The 24,945-nt window shown below is 59.2% G+C and carries 23 protein-coding genes and 1 tRNA gene; 15 read left to right on the forward strand and 9 right to left on the reverse strand.

Annotated features, from left to right (window positions below; genetic code table 11):
* The first annotated feature begins 15 nt into the window (after nt 1–15).
* The 3 genes from HFC70_RS08095 to HFC70_RS08105 all read left to right on the forward strand — a co-directional run bounded on the left by HFC70_RS08095 (nt 16) and on the right by HFC70_RS08105 (nt 3,210).
* Nucleotides 16–1,362, forward strand: a complete 1,347-nt coding sequence (locus HFC70_RS08095) for a diguanylate cyclase (RefSeq protein ID WP_168472721.1) — start codon at nt 16–18, stop codon at nt 1,360–1,362.
* Between the two features lie 163 nt (nt 1,363–1,525).
* A complete protein-coding gene (locus HFC70_RS08100) occupies nt 1,526–2,452 on the forward strand; it encodes an ABC transporter ATP-binding protein (RefSeq protein ID WP_168472722.1) in 927 nt (308 codons plus the stop codon).
* Entirely contained in the window at nt 2,449–3,210 is a 762-nt protein-coding gene (locus HFC70_RS08105) for an ABC transporter permease (RefSeq protein WP_168472723.1), read from the forward strand. Before HFC70_RS08100 ends, HFC70_RS08105 begins: the two co-directional genes overlap by 4 nt.
* A 22-nt stretch (nt 3,211–3,232) precedes the next feature.
* Here the strand turns inward: HFC70_RS08105 and HFC70_RS08110 are convergent, their stop codons facing one another.
* Genes HFC70_RS08110 through HFC70_RS08120 form a run of 3 tightly spaced genes read right to left on the reverse strand, consistent with a single transcriptional unit; the run spans nt 3,233 to nt 4,974 of the window.
* On the reverse strand, nt 3,233–3,934 hold the full coding sequence (locus HFC70_RS08110; RefSeq protein ID WP_168472890.1) for a TIGR02281 family clan AA aspartic protease: 702 nt from the start codon (nt 3,932–3,934) through the stop codon (nt 3,233–3,235).
* Nucleotides 3,931–4,152, reverse strand: coding sequence for a DUF1289 domain-containing protein (locus HFC70_RS08115; protein WP_168472891.1), 222 nt, complete (start codon nt 4,150–4,152; stop codon nt 3,931–3,933). The genes HFC70_RS08110 and HFC70_RS08115 overlap by 4 nt, the downstream gene beginning before the upstream one ends.
* A gap of 39 nt (nt 4,153–4,191) precedes the next feature.
* A complete protein-coding gene (locus HFC70_RS08120; protein WP_168472724.1) occupies nt 4,192–4,974 on the reverse strand; it encodes an adenosylcobinamide-GDP ribazoletransferase in 783 nt (260 codons plus the stop codon).
* 142 nt (nt 4,975–5,116) lie between these two features.
* Between HFC70_RS08120 and cobT the strand changes: the two genes are divergently transcribed.
* The 3 genes from cobT (at nt 5,117) to HFC70_RS08135 (ending at nt 6,889) form a co-directional block, all read left to right on the forward strand.
* Nucleotides 5,117–6,139, forward strand: coding sequence for a nicotinate-nucleotide--dimethylbenzimidazole phosphoribosyltransferase (gene cobT, locus HFC70_RS08125; protein ID WP_168472725.1), 1,023 nt, complete (start codon nt 5,117–5,119; stop codon nt 6,137–6,139).
* Nucleotides 6,132–6,539: a diacylglycerol kinase gene (locus HFC70_RS08130; RefSeq protein ID WP_168472726.1), complete on the forward strand. Its 408-nt coding sequence runs from the start codon at nt 6,132–6,134 to the stop codon at nt 6,537–6,539. The genes cobT and HFC70_RS08130 overlap by 8 nt, the downstream gene beginning before the upstream one ends.
* 110 nt (nt 6,540–6,649) lie before the next feature.
* Complete coding sequence (locus HFC70_RS08135; RefSeq protein ID WP_168472727.1) at nt 6,650–6,889, forward strand: hypothetical protein; 240 nt, start codon at nt 6,650–6,652, stop codon at nt 6,887–6,889.
* 28 nt (nt 6,890–6,917) lie between these two features.
* On the opposite strand, the gene HFC70_RS08140 is transcribed toward HFC70_RS08135, so the two are convergent.
* The gene (locus HFC70_RS08140) at nt 6,918–7,682 is read right to left on the reverse strand and encodes a sulfotransferase (RefSeq protein ID WP_168472728.1); all 765 of its coding nucleotides are present in this window, start codon (nt 7,680–7,682) and stop codon (nt 6,918–6,920) included.
* A 255-nt stretch (nt 7,683–7,937) separates the two neighbouring features.
* Nucleotides 7,938–9,218, reverse strand: a complete 1,281-nt coding sequence (locus HFC70_RS08145; protein WP_168472729.1) for a hypothetical protein — start codon at nt 9,216–9,218, stop codon at nt 7,938–7,940.
* Nucleotides 9,219–9,448: 230 nt separating this feature from the next.
* Here HFC70_RS08145 and HFC70_RS08150 point away from each other — a divergent pair, with 230 nt between their 5' ends.
* Both HFC70_RS08150 and HFC70_RS08155 read left to right on the forward strand, forming a co-directional pair.
* On the forward strand, nt 9,449–10,243 hold the full coding sequence (locus HFC70_RS08150) for a sulfotransferase (RefSeq protein ID WP_168472730.1): 795 nt from the start codon (nt 9,449–9,451) through the stop codon (nt 10,241–10,243).
* 41 nt (nt 10,244–10,284) lie between these two features.
* The gene (locus HFC70_RS08155; RefSeq protein ID WP_168472731.1) at nt 10,285–12,231 is read left to right on the forward strand and encodes a GSCFA domain-containing protein; all 1,947 of its coding nucleotides are present in this window, start codon (nt 10,285–10,287) and stop codon (nt 12,229–12,231) included.
* Nucleotides 12,232–12,344: 113 nt separating this feature from the next.
* Here HFC70_RS08155 and HFC70_RS08160 read toward each other — a convergent pair whose 3' ends face one another.
* From HFC70_RS08160 to HFC70_RS08170, 3 genes are all read right to left on the reverse strand, one after another.
* Nucleotides 12,345–12,965 carry a CatB-related O-acetyltransferase gene (locus HFC70_RS08160; RefSeq protein ID WP_210259185.1) on the reverse strand — a complete coding sequence of 207 codons (621 nt, stop codon included), beginning with the start codon at nt 12,963–12,965 and terminating at the stop codon, nt 12,345–12,347.
* 234 nt (nt 12,966–13,199) lie between these two features.
* Nucleotides 13,200–13,484 (reverse strand): hypothetical protein, encoded by a 285-nt coding sequence (locus HFC70_RS08165; protein WP_168472733.1) that lies wholly within the window; start codon nt 13,482–13,484, stop codon nt 13,200–13,202.
* Nucleotides 13,485–13,732: 248 nt separating this feature from the next.
* A tRNA-Cys gene (locus HFC70_RS08170) sits at nt 13,733–13,806 on the reverse strand.
* 248 nt (nt 13,807–14,054) lie between these two features.
* Here HFC70_RS08170 and HFC70_RS08175 point away from each other — a divergent pair.
* The 6 genes from HFC70_RS08175 (at nt 14,055) to exoR (ending at nt 23,426) form a co-directional block, all read left to right on the forward strand.
* Complete coding sequence (locus HFC70_RS08175; RefSeq protein WP_168472892.1) at nt 14,055–14,723, forward strand: protein-L-isoaspartate O-methyltransferase; 669 nt, start codon at nt 14,055–14,057, stop codon at nt 14,721–14,723.
* Nucleotides 14,724–15,021: 298 nt separating this feature from the next.
* On the forward strand, nt 15,022–16,422 hold the full coding sequence (locus HFC70_RS08180; protein WP_168472734.1) for a TolC family outer membrane protein: 1,401 nt from the start codon (nt 15,022–15,024) through the stop codon (nt 16,420–16,422).
* Nucleotides 16,423–16,577: 155 nt separating this feature from the next.
* A complete protein-coding gene (locus HFC70_RS08185) occupies nt 16,578–17,387 on the forward strand; it encodes a PopZ family protein (protein ID WP_168472735.1) in 810 nt (269 codons plus the stop codon).
* A gap of 129 nt (nt 17,388–17,516) precedes the next feature.
* Nucleotides 17,517–20,444 (forward strand): valine--tRNA ligase, encoded by a 2,928-nt coding sequence (locus tag HFC70_RS08190; protein ID WP_168472736.1) that lies wholly within the window; start codon nt 17,517–17,519, stop codon nt 20,442–20,444.
* A 492-nt stretch (nt 20,445–20,936) separates the two neighbouring features.
* On the forward strand, nt 20,937–22,094 hold the full coding sequence (locus HFC70_RS08195; RefSeq protein ID WP_168472737.1) for an OmpP1/FadL family transporter: 1,158 nt from the start codon (nt 20,937–20,939) through the stop codon (nt 22,092–22,094).
* 537 nt (nt 22,095–22,631) lie between these two features.
* Nucleotides 22,632–23,426 (forward strand): exopolysaccharide production regulator ExoR, encoded by a 795-nt coding sequence (gene exoR / locus HFC70_RS08200; RefSeq protein ID WP_168472738.1) that lies wholly within the window; start codon nt 22,632–22,634, stop codon nt 23,424–23,426.
* 58 nt (nt 23,427–23,484) lie between these two features.
* On the opposite strand, the gene xth is transcribed toward exoR, so the two are convergent.
* Nucleotides 23,485–24,276, reverse strand: a complete 792-nt coding sequence (xth, locus tag HFC70_RS08205) for an exodeoxyribonuclease III (protein WP_168472739.1) — start codon at nt 24,274–24,276, stop codon at nt 23,485–23,487.
* Nucleotides 24,277–24,480: 204 nt separating this feature from the next.
* Between xth and HFC70_RS08210 the strand changes: the two genes are divergently transcribed.
* Entirely contained in the window at nt 24,481–24,849 is a 369-nt protein-coding gene (locus HFC70_RS08210; RefSeq protein WP_168472740.1) for a YbhB/YbcL family Raf kinase inhibitor-like protein, read from the forward strand.
* Nucleotides 24,850–24,945: the final 96 nt, after the last annotated feature.

The raw sequence follows: 24,945 nt of genomic DNA on the forward strand, positions 1-24,945 counted from the left end.
GTGGGGTTTATGTCCATGTCCTTTTCATTCGACGTCTCATACCACGCTCGCAAGACCATGTTCGAGAGTTGCAATGTCCTATTGATCGAAGATTCCCGGTCGATAGCCTCGGTTCTGTCGCACCGACTGGCGGTAGAACTCGGCACGACCGTGACGCATTGCGCGTCCACCAAGGCGCTTCGCGAGGCGATCGTCGGGCGGGGCCGCAAGTACGATATCGCCGTCGTCGATCTCAACCTGCCGGATTCGCCGAATGGCGAAGTCCTCGACATGGCGGTGGAGCAGGGCATACCGGTTATCGTCTTCACCGCAACCTTCAATCTCGACATGCGCGAGCGCATCGTCGAGAGGGGCGTTTCGGACTATATCATCAAGGACAACGACCGGGCCCTCGACATGGTGGTCGCTTCCGTGGAGCGTGTGCTGTCCAATCGCGCCGTCCGGATTCTGGTCGTCGATGATGTCGCCTCGGCCCGTCGTCATCTGGTGGAACTGTTAACCCTGCAGCAATTCAGTGTGCTGGAGGCGAGTACCGGCACGCAGGCGCTCGACATGCTCCGGCAGCATTCGGACATTTCGCTCGTGCTGACCGATTACAACATGCCCGACATGGACGGTTACGAGCTGACGCGCCGCATCAGACGCAGCTATGACAGCAGCCAGTTGCGCGTCATCGGAATTTCCTCATCGTCTGACCGCCTGCTGTCGGCAAGTTTCCTGAAAGCCGGTGCCTGCGACTTCGTCTATCGGCCCTATGTGGCCGAGGAGCTGCAGTGCCGGATCAACCAGAATATCGAAACGCTGTCGCAGATCCGGCAATTGCGGGAAGCGGCCTTCAACGACTATCTCACCGGCCTCTACAACAGGCGGTATTTCTTCGAGCAGGGGCCGGTGCTGATCGACAATTGTCTGGGTCGGCACACGCCCTGTAGCGTGGCGATGCTCGACATCGATCATTTCAAGAAGCTCAATGATACCTATGGGCACGAGGGCGGCGACAGGGTGTTGAAGGCCGTGGCACTCAAGCTCAAGTCGTTGCTGAGCGAACCGGCCTGCCTGCTGGGGCGGCTCGGTGGCGAGGAGTTCGGCCTGTTGCTGCCGGGTGTCGATTCGGCAGAAGCCACGGTGATTTGCGAAAAGATCCGTCACGCCCTGTCGGAGATCAAGGTGGCGGTCGACGACAAGGACGTGGCGATCACCGTCTCCATCGGCATTGCCGAGGTTGGCGGGCGCGAGAGCTTCGACAACTACCTGAATGCCGCCGACCAGTTTCTCTATCTCGCCAAGCGCTATGGTCGCAACCAGGTCTATTCCGACCGCTCAATTGTGGCGGAGCCGGTTTCGAGGGCGAGCGGCTCATAATACCACGTCTCGATGATAGGAACCCATAGGCTTCCGTCACCGAGATTTGGTAAAGGACGCTGGCCTCTGTCGGGCATTTTTCGGGCTGCACTGGCGATCGGCGCGCCACGGCCTATATAAGGGGTCCGCTCTTACCCTTTTTGCCCCACCCCAGAAGGTGCCCATGGCTCCGATCATTTCCATTCGCGACCTGACCAAGACCTATGCCAACGGCTTCAATGCCCTCAAGGGCGTGACGCTCGATATCGAGGAAGGCGAGATCCTCGCCCTGCTCGGGCCAAACGGCGCCGGCAAGACCACGCTGATTTCCATCGTCTGCGGCATTGCCAATCCGAGCGGCGGTTCGGTACACGTCGACGGCTTCGACGTCGTCAAGGACTTTCGCAAGACCCGCGGCGTTATCGGCCTGGTGCCGCAGGAACTGACCACCGACATGTTCGAGACGGTGCTCAACACCGTCAGCTTTTCGCGCGGCCTGAATGGGTTGCCGGCCGATCCCGCCCATATCGAAAAGGTGTTGAAGTCGCTCAGCCTCTGGGACAAGCGCAACAACGCGTTGCGCGAACTTTCAGGCGGCATGAAGCGGCGCGTGCTGATTGCCAAGGCGCTGTCGCACGAGCCACGCATCCTGTTTCTCGACGAGCCGACGGCCGGTGTCGATGTCAGCCTGCGCAAGGACATGTGGCAGTTGGTGAGCCGGTTGCGCGAGACCGGCGTGACGATCATCTTGACCACTCACTATATCGAGGAGGCGCAGGAAATTGCCGACCGGATCGGCATCGTCAATCAGGGCGAGTTGCTGCTCGTGGAAGAGAAGAACGCGCTGATGCGCAAGCTCGGCCGCAAGCAGCTCATTCTCGAACTGGTCAAGCCGATCTCCGAGGTCCCGGCGACGCTCTCGGCTTTCAACCTGCTGCTTCAGGAGGGCGGGACGCAGCTGGTCTACGATTACGATGCCGAGAAGGATCATGGCGGCATTCCGGGCCTGCTGGCGGCCATCGAGGCGTCGGGCCTGCATTTTTCCGACCTTTCCACCCGCCAGACCTCGCTTGAGGACATCTTCGTTTCGCTGATCGGAGACGCATCATGAATTTCGAAGCCATCAAGGCCATCTATTACTACGAAATGGCGCGCACCGGCCGTACGCTGCTGCAGAGCGTCGTGTCTCCGGTTGTCTCGACGGCGCTCTATTTCATCGTCTTCGGCGCGGCGGTCGGGCCGCGCATGCAGGAGATCGAAGGTGTTTCCTACGGCGCCTTCATCACGCCCGGCCTGATCATGCTGACGCTGATTTCACAATGCCTCGCGAATGGCGCCAACGGCATCTATTTCCCGAAATTCACCGGCACGATCTACGAAATCCTCTCGGCACCGGTCGCCATGACGGAAATCCTGATCGGCTATGTCGGTGCGGCGACCACCAAGGGGATGATGATCGGCCTGATCATCTTGGCCACCGCCGCTTTCTTCGTCGATCTGAGGATCGATCACCCTGTCCTGATGATCGTCTTCATGCTGCTGACGGCGATCACCTTCAGCATGGCCGGTTTCATCATCGGCATCTGGGCCAAGAATTTCGAGCAGCTGAGCCTGGTGCCGATGCTGGTCGTACCGCCGCTGACCTTTCTCGGCGGGACGTTCTATTCGGTCAGCATGCTGCCGCCGCTCTGGCAGACGGTCAGCCATTTCAATCCGGTTCTTTATCTGGTGAGCGGCTTCCGCTGGAGCTTCTTTGAAGTGGCCGATGTCGATCCGCTGATCAGCGTGGCGATGGTCGGGGCCTTTCTGGCGCTGTGCCTCGCCTTCCTGGCCTGGGTGTTCCGGACCGGCTACAAGCTGCGCAACTGATCAGCCCGCCAAAACCAAGCGGTCAGTCGCGCAGGCGCAATTCGTCGGTCTGCATCTGCAGCGAGCCGAGGGTGGACAGAAAGGTCATGCCGAGCAGGCTCTGGTCGAGCTTTCCTTCCTCGGCAACGATGGCCTGAATATTCTGCCGGAGGATCGGGCCGATCGCCACCTGCGCCAGCCGGATCGGCGCGGCCATGGCGCGGCCGTTGGCGGTGATGATCGTCTGGGTATAGGTCAGGTCGGCAGGGTCTATGCCGATCCGCACCGCATCCTCGAAGCTGAGGGCCACGGAGCTGGCGCCGGTGTCGATGAGCATCGGCACCGATACGCCATCGACCTCCACCCGGGTTTCGAAGTGCCCGCCGAGCGACTTGTGCAGGATCACTTCCATGCCGCCTTCGCTGGTGGTGACCACCACGGCGCGGCCAGGCACCAGACCAGCCAGCAGGCGATTGCCGACGGTTGCGAAATCCTCGCGGTAGAGATATCCGGTGACCAGCACCAGGATGATCAGCAGCCACCAGGCTATCTGGCGAACGCTCTCGCTCAAGGAGCGGCGGCTTGCCAGGATGCCGACCGAGAGCAGGGCGGCAAACGGCAGCAGAGTGATCATCTGGCCGAAACTGTCATTGTCCATGCCGAAACTGCGACCGCTGTCGTGATTGAGCAGCAGAACGGCGAGGCCGAAGCCGAGGATGGCCAGAACGATGATGAGGCGCATCAGAGGGCTTCGCGCTCCCGCGCCATGCGGCTGCGGCGGGTTTCGCGGCGCGGCTTGCGTTCAAGTCCTTCAAGCCGTTCGGCCAATAGTCCCATGATGGCGCTGCGTTCGCTGTCGGAATAGCTGGTCCAGGCGCCGATCTCGTCGCGCGTGCGGCCGCAGCCGAAGCAGTAGCCGGTGTTGCTATCGATCGAGCAGAGGAGGATGCAGGGCGATTCCATCGTGCGGGCCTTGTTGTCGAGGCTTACCATATTGGGCCGTCAGGCGGCCATGGCAAGGGCCGTCAGCCCGACCGCTTCGCAAATCTGCTGGCAGGCACCGATCGTGTCGCCGGTGTGACCGCCGATGCGGCGGCGCACGAAGCCGAGAAAGACGACCGCCGCTCCGGCACTGGCGGCAAGGGTGGTAAAGAGGGCAAAGATCGATATTGCCGGCACGATGGTTATGGCGGCAATCAGCGCTGCCGAAATCAGGGCGGCATGAAGGGCTGTCTTTTCCGGTGATCGTAGCGAGGCTGCCACGCCGTCGGTGCGTGCCGGCGGCAGGGCCGACCAGTGCCAGACCATCAGCGCCCGGCTGAGCGCTGCAATGGCCGGCAGGCAGAGAGCCGCGGCCACCGGAGACAGTTGCTGCGCCAGCCCTGCGATCGCCGCAATGCGCATGGCAAAGACCAGAATCAGCGCGACGACCCCATAGGACCCGACCCGGCTGTCCTTCATGATGGTCAGCGCATGCTCCCGGTCGCGCCCGCCACCAAGGCCATCGGCGGTGTCGCCGAGTCCATCCTCGTGCAGGGCGCCGGTCAGCAGCGTCTGCACCGCAATGGCTGCTACCGCCGCCATCAGTGGCGTGGCGCCAAGGGTCAGCATGATGGCCAGGACCACGGCCGCGGGTACGAGAATCAGCGCTCCGGCCAGCGGAAAGCCCTGGACCGTGCGTGACATGGCGCCGCTTTGGCCGACGAAAAAATGGCCGGAAACGGGCAGGCGGCTCAGAAAAGCGAGGGACCTGACGGTATCGCCATAAAATTCGCGCAAATCCATCGGATCGCGGCACTCCATTGTCGAAGGCAAAGACATAGGCACAGGGCAGGGCGGCATTATGGCTTGTTGCGGTCCGGTCCTCTGCGTATTAGATGAGCCCACAAAGCCCGATTTCTAAGAGAAACACAAGAAAGCCTGCCTGATGAGCGTGACCGGTCTGCCATTCGATGATTTCCGTTCGCTTCTGCGTGACCTGCCCGGTCCGGATACGGCGGCGCTGGTGGCGGCGCGCGATCGGGACCGACAGCTGACCAAGCCGCCGGGCTCGCTCGGCCGGCTGGAGGAAATCGCCATGTGGCTTGCGGCCTGGACCGGCCGGCCGCCGGCGGTCAACCGGCCGCTGGTGGCGATCTTTGCCGGCAATCATGGCGTCACGAAGCATGGCATCACGCCCTATCCGTCGTCGGTCACCCAGCAGATGGTCGAGAATTTTGCCGCCGGCGGTGCTGCCATCAATCAAATCTGCGTGACCTATGATCTCGGTCTGAAGATTTTCGATCTGGCGCTCGACTACCCGACCGGTGACATCACCTGTGAGCCTGCCCTGTCGGAGCGCGACTGTGCGGCGACGATGGCGTTTGGCATGGAGGCCATTGCCGGGGGAACGGATCTCCTGTGCATCGGCGAAATGGGCATCGGCAACACGACGATTGCTGCGGCCATCAACCTTGCCCTTTATGGCGGCACGGCCGAGGACTGGGTCGGGCCTGGAACCGGATCGCAGGGCGACGTGCTGAAGCGCAAGACGGAGGCCGTCGAGGCGGCCGTGAATTTTCACCGGGATCACCTGGACGATCCGTTCGAAGTGCTGCGGCGGCTCGGCGGTCGCGAGATTGCCGCGATGGCCGGCGCGATCCTGGCGGCGCGCATGGAAAAGATCCCGGTCCTGATCGATGGCTACGTGGCGACGTCGGCCGCTGCCATTCTGAAGGCCATGAACCCGTCCGCCCTCGACCATTGCCTGATCGGCCATGTCTCGGCCGAGCCCGGACATCTGCGGGCGATCGAAAAGCTCGGTAAGACGCCGCTTTTGGCGCTCGGCATGCGTCTCGGCGAGGGGACCGGGGCAGCGCTTGCCGCCGGCATCGTCAAGGCGGCGGCGGCCTGCCATGCCGGCATGGCGACATTCGACAGCGCCGGAGTGACCAACAAATCCCATGAGTGATCGTATCACCCGCGAGGCGGGACAAAGGCATGCAAGTGCCAATCCGATCCGCAAGGTCACCGGCTTTGCCCATGTCTTCGCCGCCTCGCGCTATTCGCTGCAGGGATTTCGACGGCTGATCGGCGAATCGGCCTTTCGCCATGAACTCATCGCGTTTGCCGCCGGCTTCGCGCTGTTTGCCATTGCCGGGGCGGCACTCTGGGAATATCTGGCTTTCCTCTTGCTGATGCTGGTTCTGTTCGCCGTCGAGGCGCTCAATACGGCGATCGAGGAACTGGTCGACCGGATCTCGCCGGAAATATCGACTGTCGGCCGCAATGCCAAGGACCTCGGCTCGTTCGCGGTGTTCTGCCTGCTCGTCGCCAACGGCCTGTTTGCCGGTTACGTCGTTTTCTTCTGATCGTTCGGCAAAACCTTCAGCCCTGGTGCCGCGCAGCGCCGGGTCGCTGATTCACCGGCATTGATTTGCCCATGCCCGCTGGAAAACGCGCGCATCAAAAAGGAAAAACCATGAAATTTCTTCGCATTCTGTTGACGGTGGTACTGGCTGTCGTTCTGGTCGCCGGCTTCCGCTGGTATCGCTATGTCACCAATGTCGAAAGCCCTTACAATGAAGTGGGCATCGAGTTGAACAGCCGCATGCCCGCGCCGATCAACAAATGGGGCTGCGACAAGCTGCACACCACTTTCAGCACCATGCTGCCGCCCTATGGCTGCCAATCGACGGCTGACGCGACGCAGTGGCTGTAAGAGGGGCACTGTCCGACGGCAGCGCCTTCTACAAAAGGCTCACTGTGCCGTTTGACGCCTTGTAACCGTAGAGATCCAGAGCCGGCTTTGTGATCGAGGCTATGACATCAAACTCTCGCTTCGGCAGATCGACATTCGGAGTGAATTTGGTCTGCCGGATCGGCGCCGACAGGTCGATATCGCCATGGCCGACTGCGCCCTTGGCATAGGCCTCATGGGAATTCAGAACATCCGGCGTCCAACCGAGACCCAGCATTTCCAAGACTCGTTTCAGTTGAACGGCCGGATCGGCGACGAAGTCCTCGTAGCGTACGACACCCAATCGCTGGCTTTCCGGTGCCGTCATCTTGGCCAGGTAGAGCCGTGCGGTCGCTTCTGTCTCATCGCCTGTCCGGCACAGGTCGACCAGGGACCGGTCGATCTGCAGGGCCCATCGCGCCAGCCGCTTGCGCCTGGCGCCTTCATTCTCCTGATTGCTCAGGGCGTATTGCTTAAGGCTTTTGACAATTGCGAAAGGGTTGCGGGCAAGGACAAAATTCACATGCGGATATTTGTGGACCCATATGCCGTATTTCACCAGGATGATGCCGAATGGATGGGGATTACGGTGCGCGAGAAGCGGGTGGCCGCGCCTGATGACGGTATCGGAATATTCCCGCAGGGCATGAAACAGCGCGTTGTCCTGCGGCAGCTCCCTATCGCCCGAGACAATCTGGTTGACCACCGAGATCCGGCTATGGGCCTCCAGGCAGCGCAGCATGAGCGTCTCGCCGGAACGGGCAAAGCTCGTCATGAAAACCACGCGCAGCATGTGCGCATATGAATGTCTGAGATCCGATAGACGCATCGTTGGCCGATTGCTTTCGTAATGTTGTCGTTACAGCGCCGCCGTCACGACGAGACCGCGATGGCAGTTTCATTGCTCAGGTGCGCTCTGGAAAGGCGGGTTCTTCAAGCCGAGGCGGGTCAGCCTGCAAGCTTGATGCTGATCATCGTTGCAACTGCGCAACGATGCATCTCAAAAACCAGCAAGCATGCGATCCGTCGTTCATCTCTCGACCATTTCGTTAGGTTGCACCGCTGCTTCTCCCGGGTTTGTCGCTGCGTCGGTCGCGGCAATATCCACAGGTGAATAGACAAGGTTGAGCTTCGGGGCATTCGTCTCGGCCCAACTCCTGACGAATGCCTTATCGACTGCCCGTTCCAAGAGCCATGCCAGCCGCGCACTTGCTCTTTCGGTTCGGCCGGTCTCTGCGAGATAGCGGACGCAGCCGATGCCAAGACGGGCGTTGCGCGAGTTACCCTTCGCGACCGCCTTCCATTGACGATCGGCAAAGGCAATCTCTCCGACCGCTGAGTAATACTGCGATGCCGCCATCCATGCACGGGGAAACTCTTCGTAATTCAGGGGTGCATGCTTCAGCAATGCCGCAACCGCCTTCTTTCGCTGGCGTCGCATTAGAGCAGGGATGGCTCCCTCATAGTAGGCGGTCGAGGCTCGGCAGGACTTTCTGATATGGCGGCACTTCTCATGGTCGAGTTCGCCATTAATAGACCAGCGCGTGAAGTCCTTCAGCACACCGGCATCACGCATCGCCCCGCCGACCTTATGGCCGACAAAAGGTAGCTGCACATGGAAGATATTGTGCTGGTCGAGCCGATGCACGTGCATGGCATCTTGCTTCAACATTGGATCGTAGGCGACGATGACACGTTTCGCAAGGCGGGTACTGTCGATGGCATCGGCAAAGGGGCCGTGCCAATCATATTGCCTCCCATAGTTCCAGCGGTCTTCCCAGGGCACGATATGCGGCGCAAGGGTGCTCTGTGGCTGTATGGCAACTATCGTGGAGCCGGGATGTACGGCCGAGAACGCAAGGGAGGCATATCCACCCATGCTGCCGCCCGTGAAGACGACATTGGAAAACCCATGAAAGAACCGGGAGGCGGCCAGGAACTTGAAATATTCAACAACGTCGGGTGAGCGGTACCAATTGACGATCTTCGGCTTAAAAGCCAGCACTGAATAGCCTGAATCTGTCAAGAATTTGGTGCCAAATCCGTCCCTAGTTCCGTCTGGGCGCTCGAAGGGAGGCCCTGCACCCTCAAATGAAACAACGAGCGTATCGTATGCCTGTTTGCCGGGGCAGAAATCCACAAAGCAGGTCAGAAGGTTCACTTGGAAATAGGCCGCCCCATTTTGATAGCTCCGAGTAGGTGCACAGGCCGCAGCGGATGGCATTGCCGCGTCCTCCACGGCCGTAACAACAGTATGCTTGGACAAATCGGCAACGATGCCGCTGCTTTGTGACTTGCTAACGAAATCCACCCAGCCCCCCCCTTGATTGTAATGCTAGTATTTAACACCAGCCGGCAAGCGAGATCAACCTGTCGGTTCTTGGCTAATCGGGTGATGATCTGACAAATGCTACGCGACGTGGGAAGATTCTTGTATTGCACAGGGGGGACCAGATCGAACCTAGGACAAAGAAGGGGGCGTCACGGGTTGACCAGACAGGCTGTTTCGGTTCAATAGTTTGGCCAAAACGGAGATTTGAATTGGAACACCCAGTCTATCAGATGACGAGTTTTTCTCGTTCCGGCGAAACGCTTTTGCAGCGTTGCCTGGACGCACATCCAAAGATCCGTGCCGTCCATCAGATCGCGAAAGTTGACACCGAGAGGGACCTATCGCTGTTCGAGCATTTGAGAACCAGTGGGGCCACAACGCTGCGCTCAGGTCACGCGGCGATCAGCCACTGGGATATTGCGCCGGGAACGGCGGTACTGATGAAAAACGCCACTTTCATCGACAAACACGAGCGGCGCGGTTTTATCCTGATCCGGAACCCGTTTTCTGTCGTGTTTAGTGCGCACCGCTATCGGCAGGATGAGGAGCAGTGGAAGCGCAATAGGCTTCAGCAGGTGCGTTGGTGCAAGACGATCGACAAGGCGATGTTGCCGTACATTCAGACTGGCGAGATTCTCGACACGTTCCTTGCTCTCTACACTGCGAAAATGATGCATGATTTTAATTCTGGATTGCCGATCGTGCGGTATGAGGACTTCATCCTGAATCCAGAGGCCGAACTGCGTAAGGTCGTCGGACATTTCGGTCTTGAGTGGGATGATATGGTGATACGGTCACACGAGAAATATAGCGAAGGCGAGTTCGGACACGGCAACATCAAGCTCTGGCAACCCATCCACAACAAGTCGATGGACAAATACAACGAGTTGGATGCCCGGATGCTGAGTCGAATATACTCACTGACGCGGCCCGTGCTGGATGCCTATGGTTACGGGTGGGACGGCAAAAAGATTGATCTCGGGGCTATTGATCAGCGATTCTAGACGTGTTTTGACGAGCCTGCGCTATAGCAAAGAGGTGCCACGTGAAGATTTTGGTTTTGGGAAACTGCCAGGCGAACTCGATGGCGGCATGTCTACGGGTGATGTTGCCCTCAGACTCTATTTCTCATCTTAATATTCACAGGGCCGATGCCAAAGTCCTTCAACGCGAAATCGAGAATGCCGAAACGATCGTCACCCATCGCATTGCCGCCGGCGCTCGCCAGGATTGGGTAAATGGATCGAAAGCGAAGGTGCAGCTTTACCCTCGCGTTACGTTCATGGCTTTTCATCCCGACTATACGCATGTTCTGAGCGGCGAGAAGAAAGTCATGTCGCCGTTGGGTGATCCGCATTCGGCGCTCATTTTTCACGCATGGCGGAACGGGATTTCCAAAGCCGACACCGTGAACCTTTTCAATCGCGGAGTTTTCGAAAAGCTCGGCTATTTTGATCTCTTCGACGCTTCGATGAAGGCGGCGAAATCGGAAGGCGATGCAACAGGGTTTGACCTGCCATCGATGGTTAGGCAATGGCTGTCACGCGGCTCTTTTCTTCATACGATCAACCATGTGAAGCTCTTCGCCATCTCTGACCTGGCGCGACAGGTTTGCAAGATGATCGGTGTTCAACCGAAGATCGAATATCCTGAGGACGTTATTCCCGACCCCGCTTTGGTGGGGCCGGGTTGGCCGATCTATCCGGAAGTGGCAGACCGATACGGATTGCGCGGCAGTCGAGTCTTCAAACTGAAGGACAATGCGGTCGACGGCACGAAAGGTTCGGTTCTGGATCTCGTCGAATTCGTCGACCGGTCCTTTGCCGCCTATGCCGAAGCCAAAGGTCGTCTCGAATGCGCAGCGGCGGACACGCCGCGCTACGCTTCGATCAGTGCGGCGGATGTAGCCTTAGAGGTCAAGCCCACAACACCCAAGCCGAAGGATAACGTTGCTGCCGCTCCTGTCGGCAAAAATCCCTACAAGGGCCTGCCTGACTATCACTACTGGCGCCGGTCGGTATCAGGGATACAGCCGAGCGAACTGGACCCTGTCGTCGATCCACGGTTCCAAATCGGTATGACGGACCGGATCGGTACCGCGGGAAGCTGCTTTGCACAGCATATCGCAAACCGTCTTCAAAGTTCGGGTTACCACTATTATGTCGCAGAGGCAGCGCCTGCGGGGATGTCCGCCGAAGAGGCGGCACGGCAAAATTATGGCGTGTACTCCGCTCGCTACGCCAATGTCTATACGGCACGCCAATTGCTCCAACTGTTCAAAAGGGCGAGTGGCGGCGAGGGTTTGGACACGGCTGAATGGGTAAGGCCCGATGGGCGCATCGTGGATCCGTTTCGACCGGAAATCACACCAGATGGTTTTGAGACAAAAGACGCGATGATCCGGTCGCGTCATGATCACCTCACCGCTGTCGCCGCGGTCATGAAACAGTCCGATGTCTTTGTGTTTACGCTGGGCTTAACCGAGTGCTGGGAAGACGCCCACGGGATCGTTACCCCGATCGCTCCAGGCATCGTCGCGGCACCCACCGAAGAACAGGGGTTCCGATTTAAGAATCTGAGCGTCACCGAAGTGATCGACGACCTGACTGAAGCGCTTGTCATGCTGCGATCTGTCAATCCCAATGTGCGCGTGGTTCTGACGGTTTCGCCCGTTCCGCTTGTTGCGACGTTTGAAAAGCAACATGTGCTAACGGCGACAAACTACAGCAAGGCTGTGCTGCGCGTTGCGGCAGATGAGATGAAGCGAAAATTTGACTTCGTCGATTATTTCCCGTCCTACGAAATCATCACTAGCTCCTCTAACCGCGGGCGTTATTTCGATGATGATCTGAGGTCTGTGAAGACAGAGGGTGTTAGCCACGTCATGCGCGTGTTCCTGAACCATTATTGTGGTCAGGAAAACACAGCGGATATCGCGGCCGCCAAGGCGGCTCAAGACATCGTTTGCGAAGAAGAACTACTGGATAGCTAGAGGTTGCGGGTGTCTTCCGTGACCCCGCAGTCTATGCGGTACGCACTTTGAAACGCTGCTCTTGGTGAAATGACGACGGGTAAGCGTCTATCCCGTCGGCTTTTCGTGTGCCATCATTTCACGATCAGTGCCAAAAGATCAGGCTTATCGTCTGGGCCGATCTGAACTTCAAAAAATGCCTTGTTTCGCTGCATCTTCTGTTCATCCCAGTGCCACCATGCGGCCTTCAGCATCTGCGTCCGAACATGCTCTGAGAACCGATACCGGACCAGCTTGGCTGGCACTCCAGCCATAATGGCAAAAGGCGGAACGTCCTTAGTCACCACGCTGCTAGCCGCGATGACTGCGCCATGGCCGACACGGACCCCGGAGAGGATCGTCACGTTCAGACCCGTCCAAACGTTATGCCCGACCACGATTGGCGTGCCGCGGCTCACATTGCTTTCAAAACTCAATCTATCCTGAAGCCATATCTGCTGGTTGGCCATATCCGTCCGGTGGTTGCCGGAAACCATGGAGAGGCCGCGACCCAGCGCGCAGTACCGTCCAACCATCGCAACGCCTCTGACATGAGTCATGCCATTTGCGCTGGTACCCCGGCAAAGGCGCAGGCTTCCCGCGATCTCATAATCTGTGCGGAGCCGAATGCCGTTTCGTTTTAGTTTGTTAACGTCGTCATACTTCGTGAGGGTGTCGTCGGACGATATTTCTTTGGCGATTGCGTCGTAGTTCATCCACTGCCCTCTGGAGTTTGTCGCCGGCATCTAACACCAGCGGGCGACCGCCATCAATATCAAAAAGGAACAGGCATGGATCCGCCCAATTCTCCTCCTTGAGTTAAGATCATGTGAGTTTTAGCAATCTTTGGTTGATGTGTGGCTCTGGAAGCGCGGTCAGCTAGCGCAAGAGTCGTGCAGACTACAGGTGATGGTAGCAACGAAAGGGTTTCCACCTTATCCGTCAACACATCAGCGTCGGAACAGTGCGATCAGTGACGCCAGCGGGGAAAAACGGCGTTTTTCGGGGGCAAGATCCGGATCGTAAAACATGGTGATCGACACGTCATCGATTCCGATGGCATCGATAGAACCTTTGAATTCAATCTGGACATTCTTTCGATGCTGCGGTGGAACCTCTTTGAGTTTCGCGTTTAGCCAGACAACAGCGTCTTCAGCGTTGCTCGGGATGAAAGATGTCCCATCGTGTTTTCGGTCCCAGCCTTTTGACCATCGTCCGACAATGCTATGCCCCATGCTGTCCTCATAAGCCTAATTTCCGAAGGGCTTCTTGCACCCGCAACGGGCAACCATCAACTCCCATCAAGGAATGCAGCGCCCTTGAATTCTTGTCCGTAGAGGGCGCAGGAACCGACTGTATAAGGCATGCTGTGTTATTTTTATGGAATTGGACTTGTCCGGAGCACCGGTGGCGATTCTATGTACCACATCAACGGAATTCTGCCGGCGATTCCAAATACATATACCTGATTTTAGGAAGGGAATGGAGGCCTCGCCCGGAATCGAACCGGGGTGCAAGGATTTGCAGTCCTCTGCGTCACCACTCCGCCACGAGGCCATTCCGATAGTCAAAAGCGAGCGGTGACGGGCGTTTAGAACGGATCAAGGTTGAGCGCAAGGGGCTTCGTTATGCGGTGCCGGTTTTTTTGAGGATGCGACCTGCCGTTTGACAGTTATGCAGCGTTTTCGTCGATTTTACGGGAAGCGGCGCGGGAAGCCTTGAAAGGCGCTGCGGCTGCAATTAAGACACCTAGACGATTGCAATCCGGCGAAGATCGGCCGGCTGGTATTGGGACGACAAAAATGATGGACTTCGAAGCAGCGCGCCAAAAGATGGTCGACAGCCAGATCCGGACGACCGATGTGACTTCGTATTCGGTTCTCACCGCGTTCCTGACGGTGCCGCGCGAGGCCTTCGTGCCGGTAAATCTGAAGCAACTGGCCTATATCGACGAGGACCTGCAGATTGCGCCGGCGTCGAACGGCAATCCGCCGCGCTATCTGATGGAGCCTTCGCCGCTGGCCAAGCTTCTGCAACTGGCCGAAATCGGCAGTCAGGACGTGGTTCTGGAAATCGGCTGTGGTGGCGGTTATGCCGCCGCGCTGCTGTCGCTGCTGGCCGGCTCGGTGGTTGCCGTCGAATGTGACGAGCAACTGGCCGCCAAGGCAAGTGCGACACTGTCCGAGCTTGGTTATGACAATGTCGCTGTCGTTACCGGCGATCTCGAAGCCGGCTATCCGGACGAGGCGCCTTACGATCTGATCTTCGTGAACGGCGCCGTCGAATCCGTTCCCGAGAGCCTGCTCAAGCAGTTGCGCGAAGGCGGCCGTCTGGTTGCCGTGGTCGGTTATGGCAATGCGGCGCGGGCCACGGTCTTCCAGCGGTCGGGTGGATCGACCTCGCAGAGCGCCTATTTCAATGCCGCCGTCAAGCCGCTTCCGGGCTTCCGCCAGGCGGCCGAATTCGTCTTCTAAGGTTCGCCGTCCATTTTTCCAACGCAAGCATTTGCAGGCCGCTATTGCCCGAAACGGTGATATCGGCCTGTTTCCGTTTGTTGCTGAACGGCAACTTTTCTGTGGTTTCTCCCCCTGACTTGGCCGTGACGGTTGCGGCTGGCGTTTCTCCGGTTCATCTAGTTGCTTAGGATCTTGTTAACGGATCGAGCGCGAATCAGCTTTTGCTGCCGGGTGACCGGATGTCGCTTTCGACCCGTGGGTGCCGGATGATCCGGATGCTTTGGCAAACCCGATCTGGAGCGTGGAGTTGAGAGCCGTGTCGATCATTCGCAAAACCGCCTTCGCCGCTGCGCTTGCGCCAGTCCTCATCTTGACGCCCGGCTCGGTTTCGGCGGAAACCATATTCGGGGCGATGGCCAAGGCCTACCAGAACAATCCCGATCTCAACGCAGTGCGCGCAGCACTCAGGGCATCCGACGAGAATGTCACTATCGCCAAAGCCGGCATGCGCCCTCAAGTCTCAGCCACGCTGACGGGCACGTCGGTCGGGGGTTATAACTATTCCGAGACCGGATTTAACAATGGTGCCGGTTTCGATTACCAGACGGCCAGCGGCGGTTTGACGATCACGCAGCAGATCTTTGACGGTTTTCAGACGCTGAACAATGTGCGTTCCGCCGAATCCGGCGTGCTGTCCAACCGCGAAAACCTGCGTGCCAACGAAATTTCCATTCTTCTGGCCGCCGCCCAGGCCTATAGCGACGTCGCCCGCGACCAGCAGATCGTCGTCATTCGCAAGCAGAACCTGCAGTTCCTGAAGGAGCAGTTGAACGCCGCCAATGCACGGCTGCAGGTTGGCGAAGGCACTCGCACCGATGTCAGCCAGGCAGAGGCGCAACTGGCCGGGTCCGAGGCGCTGCTGGCGGCTGCCATTGCGCAGCTGAAGCAGAGCGAAGCGACCTATGTGAAGATCGTAGGCGACATGCCGTCCGGTATCAAGCAGCCGGCGCCGGCCAGCAAATCCTTGCCGCCAAGCGTCGATAGCGCCGTTGCCATCGGCATTCGCGAACATCCCGCCGTGCTGTCCGCCCTCCATGCGGTCAATGCCGCCGGCTATGAGGTCAAGTCGGCAGAAGGCACGCTGCTGCCGGGGGTGGTCCTCCAGGGCAACGTGTCCCGCAACTGGACGAACCAGGAGAGTAGCTTCTTCGATTCGAATAGCGACAATGATGTCGGCACCGTGACCGCGCAGGTCCGCATCCCGATCTACCAGGGCGGCGCCGAATACGGCCGGATTCGACAGGCCAAGGAAAGTCTCGGCGAGCAACGCATCCAGGTGGATTCGGCCCGGGCCGATGTTCGCCAGCAGGTGGTCTCCGCCTATGCCCAGATGGAGGCGGCCATTTCGGCGATTTCAGCGGCGCGCAAGCAGTTGACTGCGGCCAATCTGGCGCTCGACGGCGTCATCGAAGAACGCAATGTCGGCCAGAAGACCACGCTGGATGTGCTGAATGCGCAGCAAACCGTGCTGGAGGCCAAGGAGAGCCTGGTCGGTTATCAGCGAAACTCCGTGGTGGCCAGCTATTCTGTCCTGGCGGCGAGCGGCAAGCTGACGGTCATCACCCAGGGGCTCGACGTGGCCGAATACCGCTCGGAAGAGCATTACGAGGCGGTCAAGGATGCCTGGTTCGGCCTTCGTACCGTCGATGGCCGCTGAGCGGGCCGGTTAACCGCGATCCAACAAAGCTGTGTATCAAGGCGAATCCGTCGCCGGCAGTGATTTTATTCCCGGAAAGCGTATCCTAAGTTGAAAACGAATCATCCGCCCGATGTGCCCGGCGTATGACGTTCCAGAATGTAACGGGGATAATAATGGCTCAGCCAAGTGTATCGCGTGAACCGTCGATGGAAGAAATCCTGGCATCGATCCGCCGGATCATCGAGAGCAACGAGCCCGGCGCTGCCAAGGGGCTCGGTGCATCACTGCCGCCGCTTTATGGGGGTGACGAGGATGAGTCCGACGACGATCTTCACCTGACGATGGAGGATGACGACGAGGCCGGCGGAGACATGATCTCGGCTGCCAACGGCATGATGGATTCCTATATGCCGCTCGCCACCGCCGACCGTCGCGAAGAGCGCGCCGCTGAGGAGGAGCGCTCCGCTCCGAAGAGCGTGTCGTTGGCCGATCTTGCCGCGCGGGTTCGTGCCGCCTCGGAGCGCGTTGCCGATCATCCCCCCGTCGCCACGCCGATGCCGGTTCAGGCCAATGAAAACTCCGCGACTAACCCGGTATTGACCACGCGCATGGCCGAACTGCGCGGCACTGCGCCGCAGCCGAGTGCGTCGGTCCAGCTTGTCCAGGTCGAAACCGTTTCCGTTTCGCAGACAGAAAGCCAGCCAGAGACGCGCGGAGAGACCGAATCCTTCCAGCATACACTGCCGGCCGAACCTTCCGAGCCGAAAGGCCTGCTGTCGCTTGCGACCGGCGAACAGGTTGCCCGGTCGTTCGGCGAGCTTGCTGCTGCCATCGACGGCACGCAGCGCCGTTCGCTCGACGAGATGGCGGAAGAGATGCTGCGGCCGATGCTGCAGGAATGGCTCGATGATAATCTGCCGACTCTGGTCGAACGGCTGGTGCGCGAAGAGATCGAGCGGATCGCCCGCGGTCCCCGTCGCTAGTCGCCGCCGACCCGCCGCAAAGATGTGAGAAGACAGCCGCTCCGGACTTCGGGGCGGCTTTCTTGTTGACACTGGCAGGCGCGTCCGGTTTACAGACCCGGTCAACTTCATCAAATGCTTGGTCCTAAAATGCTCGAAAAGACCTATGATTCCGCCGCCGTCGAACCGAAGATTGCCAAGGCTTGGGACGAAGCCGACGCGTTTCGCGCCGGAGCCAATGCCAAGCCGGGCGCCGACACCTTCACGATCGTCATTCCGCCGCCGAACGTGACGGGCTCGCTGCACATGGGCCATGCGTTGAACAATACGCTGCAGGATATCATGGTGCGCTTCGAGCGCATGCGCGGCAAGGATGTGCTGTGGCAGCCTGGCATGGACCATGCCGGCATCGCGACCCAGATGGTGGTCGAGCGCAAGCTGATGGAACATCAGCTGCCGGGACGTCGCGAGATGGGCCGCGAGGCCTTCATCGAGAAGGTCTGGGAGTGGAAGGACGAATCCGGCGGGTTGATCTTCAACCAGTTGAAGCGTCTCGGCGCATCCTGCGACTGGTCGCGCGAGCGTTTCACCATGGATGAGGGCCTGTCCGAGGCTGTTCTCGAGGTTTTCGTCTCTCTCTACAAGGAAGGCCTGATCTATCGCGGCAAGCGGCTGGTCAACTGGGATCCGAAGTTCGAAACGGCGATTTCCGATCTCGAAGTCGAGAACAAGGAAGTCGAAGGCCATATGTGGCACTTCAAGTATCCGCTGGCCGGTGGAGAGACCTATACCTATATCGAGAAGGATGCCGACGGAAACGTCGTGCTGCAGGAAGAACGCAACTACATCTCGATCGCCACGACCCGCCCGGAAACCATGCTGGGCGACGGTGCCGTCGCCGTTCATCCGTCCGACGCGCGTTATGCCTCGATCGTCGGCAAGCTCTGCGAGATCCCGGTCGGGCCGAAGGAACATCGCCGTCTGATCCCGATCATCACCGACGAATATCCCGATCCGACCTTCGGCTCCGGTGCCGTCAAGATCACCGGCGCGCATGATTTCAACGACTACCAGGTCGCCCGCCGCAACAACATTCCGCTCTATCGCCTGATGGACGGCCTGGCGCAGATGCGTGCCGATGGGGAGCCCTACGGCTTCTATGCGGCGCAGGCACTGGAAATCGCCAAGTCGGGCCATGTTCCGAGCGAGGAGGAAGTCGATGGGATCAATCTCGTTCCCGACGAGTATCGTGGCCTCGACCGCTATGCGGCGCGCAAGCTGATCGTCGAGGCGATCAATGCCGAGGGCCTGGCGGTCACCGTCAAGGATGCCGAAGGCAATGACGTCCCCTATGTCGAGAACAAGAAGATCATGCAGCCGTTCGGCGACCGCTCCGGCGTCGTCATCGAGCCGATGCTGACCGACCAGTGGTTTGCCGATGCCAAGACGCTGGCCCAGCCGGCCATCGCCTCGGTCAAGGAAGGCCGCACCAATTTCGTGCCGAAGAATTGGGAAAAGACCTATTTCGACTGGATGGAAAACATCGAGCCGTGGTGCATTTCGCGCCAGCTCTGGTGGGGTCACCAGATCCCGGCCTGGTATGGCCCGGACGGCCAAGTGTTCGTCGAGAAGACCGAGGAAGAGGCGCTGCACGCTGCCATCCAGCATTACATCTCGCATGAAGGCCCCTGGAAGGCCTGGGTCGAGGAAAAGCTCGAGAATTTCGAACCCGGCGAGATCCTGACCCGCGACGAGGATGTTCTCGACACCTGGTTCTCGTCGGCGCTGTGGCCGTTCTCGACGCTCGGCTGGCCGGAACAGACGCCCGAGCTGGCGCGCTACTATCCGACCGATGTGCTGGTGACGGGTTTCGACATTATCTTCTTCTGGGTGGCCCGCATGATGATGATGGGCCTGCACTTCATGAAGGACGAAGACGGCAATCCCGTCGAGCCGTTCAGTACGGTCTATGTGCACGCGCTGGTCCGCGACAAGAACGGCCAGAAGATGTCGAAGTCGAAGGGCAATGTCATCGATCCGCTCGAGCTGATCGACGAATACGGCGCCGACGCGCTGCGCTTCACGCTGGCGATCATGGCGGCGCAGGGGCGCGACGTGAAGCTCGACCCGGCCCGCATTGCCGGCTATCGTAATTTCGGCACCAAGCTGTGGAACGCGACACGCTTCGCCGAGATGAACGGCGTGAAAAGCGATCCTCATTTCCTGCCGGAAACGACGACGTTGACTATCAACCGCTGGATCCTCACCGAGCTCGCCCGCACCGAGCGCGATGTGACCGAGGCGATCGAGAATTTCCGCTTCAACGATGCGGCGAGTTCGCTCTATCGCTTCGTCTGGAACCAGTTCTGCGACTGGTATTTGGAATTGCTCAAGCCCATTTTCATGGGTGAGGACGAGGTGGCCAAGACGGAAGCGCAGGCTTGTGCTGCCTATGTGCTGGAAGAGACCTACAAGCTGCTGCATCCCTTCATGCCCTTCATGACGGAAGAGCTGTGGGGCCATACGGCGGAGGAAGGCACCGAACGCGACCGGCTGCTGTGCCATGCCGACTGGCCGGCGCCCGACTTTGCCGACGATATCGCAGCGGCCGACATCAACTGGCTGGTCGATCTGGTGTCGGGCATCCGGTCCGTGCGCTCGGAGATGAACGTGCCGCCGGGCGCTATCGCACCGCTGGTGGTGGTGGCGGCAAACGGGGTCACCCGCGAGCGGTTGCTGCGCCACGAGGTGTCGATCAAGCGGCTGGCGCGCGTGGAGAGCATCGCACTGGGCGACGAGGCCCCGCGCGGTGCGGCACAGGTGGTGATCGGTGAAGCGACCGCCTGCCTGCCGCTCGGCAGCCTGATCGATGTGGCAGCCGAGACGGCGCGGCTTGAAAAGGCGATCGCCAAGACTGATCAGGAAATGAGCCGCATCGGCTCCAAGCTTGGCAACGAGAAGTTCGTCGCCAATGCCAATCCGGAGGTGGTGGCAGCCGAGCGCGAGCGCTTTGCCGAACTGGAGGGGCAAAGGGCCTCGCTGGTAACCGCGCTGGCGCGGGTCAGCGAAGCCGGCTGACGACTGAAAGGATGGGGTGCGCTGAAAGCGGCGCATTCCCGTCGGTCGCAAGCAACGCGGCCGCAAAATTATTCCTCCGGATGCTGCGCTGCAATGTCGAAGCGCTCATGTCGCGCGACGCGCAGCATTCGCCGAAAAGCGAGATAAACGCTACCGTTTTTTATTTGCGTGCATGATTCGGCGGTAAATTCGGGAATTTTCGGCAAATTCGGCGCCGCATATGCCAATAACGTGAATGTGCCACACAAAGCGGGTAGTGTGTTCAATTGGCTACATCGATCCCTGGATTAGAAAATATTTTCTAAGATTTGAAAATTGAGTCGATTGTGGCGCAAATTTGATCCAAATCAGCCGTGTAAACCTGCTGGTGTCGAGCAGTTTACGTAAATCAATTGACCGAGCGGTGAGGTCAGGCCCGGTAAAGCAATGATTGTCATTCCTTTCGACATGGCTACACTCAAATTCCTAGACATGCCTGGAGTGGGGAGACAAATGGCAAACACGATCATTAAGACAGGCTTATTGAGCCTTCTGGGCGCTTGCGCGTTGGTGACATCGGTTCAGGCGGGAGGATTTTCCAGAGGCGAAGCCGATACCGACATCCTCTTTGAAGAGGGCAACGTGGTCGTCCGGGGAGGGGTGACCTACGTTAATCCGGGACGGACGTTCGATACCGTCGGCGGTGCGGCTTCGTCCGACGATGCATTCTCGGACGACTATGTCATTCCGAATTTTGCGGCGAAATTTAAGCTCACCGACAATCTGGGCTGCGCTTTGACCTACACGCAGCCTTTCGGTGCGTCGTCGACCTACGGGCCGGATGCGCAGCTTGCCGACCAGTTGGCGGGTATTCCGGACGGCAGCGTCAATTATTATACCGGCAAGGAATTCATCACGAATGAGTTCGGCGCTACCTGCGACGTGAAGTTCCAGGCCGGCCCAGGTGATTTCCACGTCTTGGGCGGTGTTTTCCTGGAGGATTTCGACTACACAGCGAGAGCCTATTACGGCACCCTTCATCTGGAAGATGACTCGGCGCTGGGTTATCGCATCGGAGCAGCCTACGACATCAAGGAATATGCTCTCCGCATCCAGTTGATGTATCGTTCTGCGGTCGATCACGAGGCGGACGGTGATTTCACACCCGGCTTCCTCGATTTCCTTCTCGGCCCAGACCCGGTTTTCGCGGATGGCTATGGAACGCTGCCGCAGTCGCTCAAACTGAGTGCTCAGACAGGCGTCGCACCGGGTTGGCTGGTTTACGGATCGGTCAAGTGGACCGATTGGAGCGTCTTGCAGGCGCTGAACTACAACATCACCGGCCTCGGCGACCAGCAGGACATCTATAATTGGAAAGACGGCTGGACCCTGCAGGCCGGTGTTGCGCATGCCTTCACGGAGAAGGTGGCTGGCACGATCAACCTGACCTGGGACAGCGGCGTTGGCAATGGTGCCGACATCATGACCGACACTTGGACGCTTGCGACCGGCGCATCGATCAAGGCGGGGCCTGGTGAGTTTCGTGTCGGCGGTGCCGTCAGCTACCTCACTGAAGGCAGCCAGAGCTATGCCGAAGGTGCGACCTTCGATGCCACTGCTGATGGCGACTGGGCCTATGCCCTGTCTGCATCCTACAAGATCGCATTCTGATCGCCTGCCGATCACTTGATGATCAGCGAGCCACCTTCAAGATAAAGGAGCCCGGCATGCCGGGCTCCTTGCTATCTGCGACGGGGCCGTCTCGTGTTTTGTGATGAAATTGCAACACTTGCTCTATCGTCACTGGACAGTCCGGGTTCCGCCCAATTTGTCCATTTCCCGCCACAAACGAAGCGCAGCGAAGAAGCACGGAAATGCCAAGAGACCGGGGTTTTGCAGTGCATCTGAGTAAAGCGTGGGCGTGTTCGCGGGTAATACATCCGAAAATTCAAGGAATTCCTGTCTGGGACGCGGCTTCTCGGGTCAGCGCCGGTAAGCTTGCGCAGGCCCGAGGTGGACAGTCGCAGTGTTGCCCGAAAGACCCGCTATGTTTCTGAATAAGGCGATCGAGTGCGGTGGCGCGATTTTCGGGCGTGAACGCGGTGTTCACGAGTCATCGGGTATCGCTTTTAGGACTATCGAAATGCTTGCATTTCAAACTGGGATCGCTTCGTAATGTTTGCGGCAAATTGGAAGACAAACGGAAACATGGTGAAATCTGACTGGAAGCTGCCGGCCGTGCTGTTGTGCTCCGCGGTTTTGTCCGTGTTGAGCAATACCGCCGCCCATGCATTCGACATCAATGCCGGCGTCAGCCGCGAATCCGGTCCTTTCGATCTCTTCAAGTTCGGTTTCAACGCCCACAAGAAGGGTCAGAAGGAAGAGGCTGTCGAGGCCTATCGCTATGCTGCCGAGAAGGGCCATACCGGGTCGCGCTGGGCGCTTGCCAATATGTATGCCGATGGCGATGGCGTGGTGCAGAACGACTTCGAGGCCTTCAAGATCTATTCGGAAATCGCCAGCCAGGGCGTCGAGCCGGGTTCGGAAGATACGGTCTATTTCGTCAATGCGCTGCTGTCGCTGGCCCATTATTACCATCAGGGCATTCCCGGCAGTCCGGTCGGCATCGACCTGGCCCAGGCCCGCCAGCTCTATTTCCAGGCGGCGTCGACCTTCGGTTTCGCCGAAGCGCAGTTCCAACTGGCGCGGATGATCCTGGCCGGCGAGGGCGGCAAGGCCAATGTGCAGCAGGCCAAGAAATGGCTGAATCTGGCGCGCAAGAGCGGCCATGCCGGCGCCATGGCGGTGTTCGGCAATGTGCTGTTCCAGGAGGGGCAGGCGGTTCGCGGCCTGGCTTTCATGACGGCGGCCATCGACAAATGCAGTCCGAAGGATTGTCTGTGGATCCAGGACATGCAGGAGCGGGCGTTTTCGCTCGCCGACGAGCAGGACCGCCGCGTGGCGGTGGCGCTGGCGCCGCAGATCTTCACCGAAGTCGAATAAATCCCGGCGCCCATCGGGCCGCCGGTTTCACCATAATTGAGCGGCTTTCGCCGGGCTCTCAGGCCGCGAAATCGAAACGGGCCGTGACCGGAACATGGTCCGACGGCTTTTCCCAGCTACGCACATGCTTTTCGATCTGCGCTGATTGCAGCCGGTCGGCGGCCTCCGGCGACAGCAGGAGGTGGTCGATGCGGATGCCGTTGTTCTTCTGCCAGGCGCCGGCCTGATAGTCCCAGAACGAATAAAGCGGAACCGTGTCGCAAGTGGCGCGCACCGCGTCCGTCAGTCCCAGGCTCTCAAGGCGCTGGAAGGCCTGTCGGGTGGTCGGGAGAAAGAGCGCGTCGCCGGCCCACACCGCCGGGTCGTGGCAGTCGTGGGGCTGGGGAATGACATTGTAATCGCCCGCCAGGATGAAAGGTTCCTCCAGCGCCAGACGGTTTTCGGCAAACCGTTGCAGCCGCTCCATCCAGGCCAGCTTGTAGGGGTATTTCACCGGATCGTCCGGCGGGTTGCCGTTCGGCAGGTAGAGCGAGCAAACGCGCAACACGCCGCCTTGGACGGAGAACACACCCTCGATGAAACGGGCCTGCTCGTCGGCATCGTCCCCGGGCAGGCCGCGGTTGATTTCGTCGGGCCTGAGCTTCGACAGCAGGGCGACGCCGTTGAAGCCTTTCTGGCCATGGGTCTCGACGTGATAGCCGAGCGCCTCGATCTCGGCGCGCGGAAAGCCCTCATCGACGGATTTGATCTCCTGGAGGCAAACGATGTCGGGAGCGGAGCTTTCCAGCCATTGGCACAGATTGGCGATGCGCGCCTTGACGCCGTTGATGTTCCAGGTGGCAATCTTCATCGGGTCGTTCCTTTGTCCTGCCCCTTACATAAACAACCCCTCGAATTTTGCCACAGGCTTTTGCCTCAAGTGGCCGGTGTTATCCGCAGGTTTGTCCTGCGTGACTTTCTTCCACCCGCAATGCGATGCGTCGCCGAGGCTTGCAATTTCTCCTGGTCATGCCAATGCTGCAGCCGTGAATATTTTGCTCTTTGAGGAGGATTCATGCGGATCATTATTTCGGTATTCTTGGCCGTTCTTATGTCTACACCCGCAATGGCAGAGATGTCGGCGAGCTTCGAATGGGGCCCAACGACCAAATGCTTCGACAGCAAGTCGCCGCCCTTCAGCGTCAAGAACGTGCCAGAAGGCACCAAACGGCTGAGCTTTTCGATGACGGATCTGAATGCGCCCGATTATCGGCACGGCGGCGGAAAAGTCGATTATGCGGGGAAGTCCGCCATCCCTTATGGTGCGTTCCGCTACAAAGGGCCATGCCCGCCGGCGCCTCACAAATACCGGTTCACCGTCAAGGCGCTGGACGCCAAGGGCAAGGAAATCGGCAAGACGACCGCCACGCGGGTTTTCCCGTAAGCCTGCACAAAACAATGGCCGCGAGTCCGCTTGCCCTGAGGTAGGCGGGCCATGGGGCCCTGTCGATCGACGGATCAGTGACGGTCGAGTACGGCG

Origin of the sequence: Agrobacterium sp. a22-2 (assembly GCF_012276985.1) — a bacterium.
Classification (GTDB): domain Bacteria; phylum Pseudomonadota; class Alphaproteobacteria; order Rhizobiales; family Rhizobiaceae; genus Allorhizobium.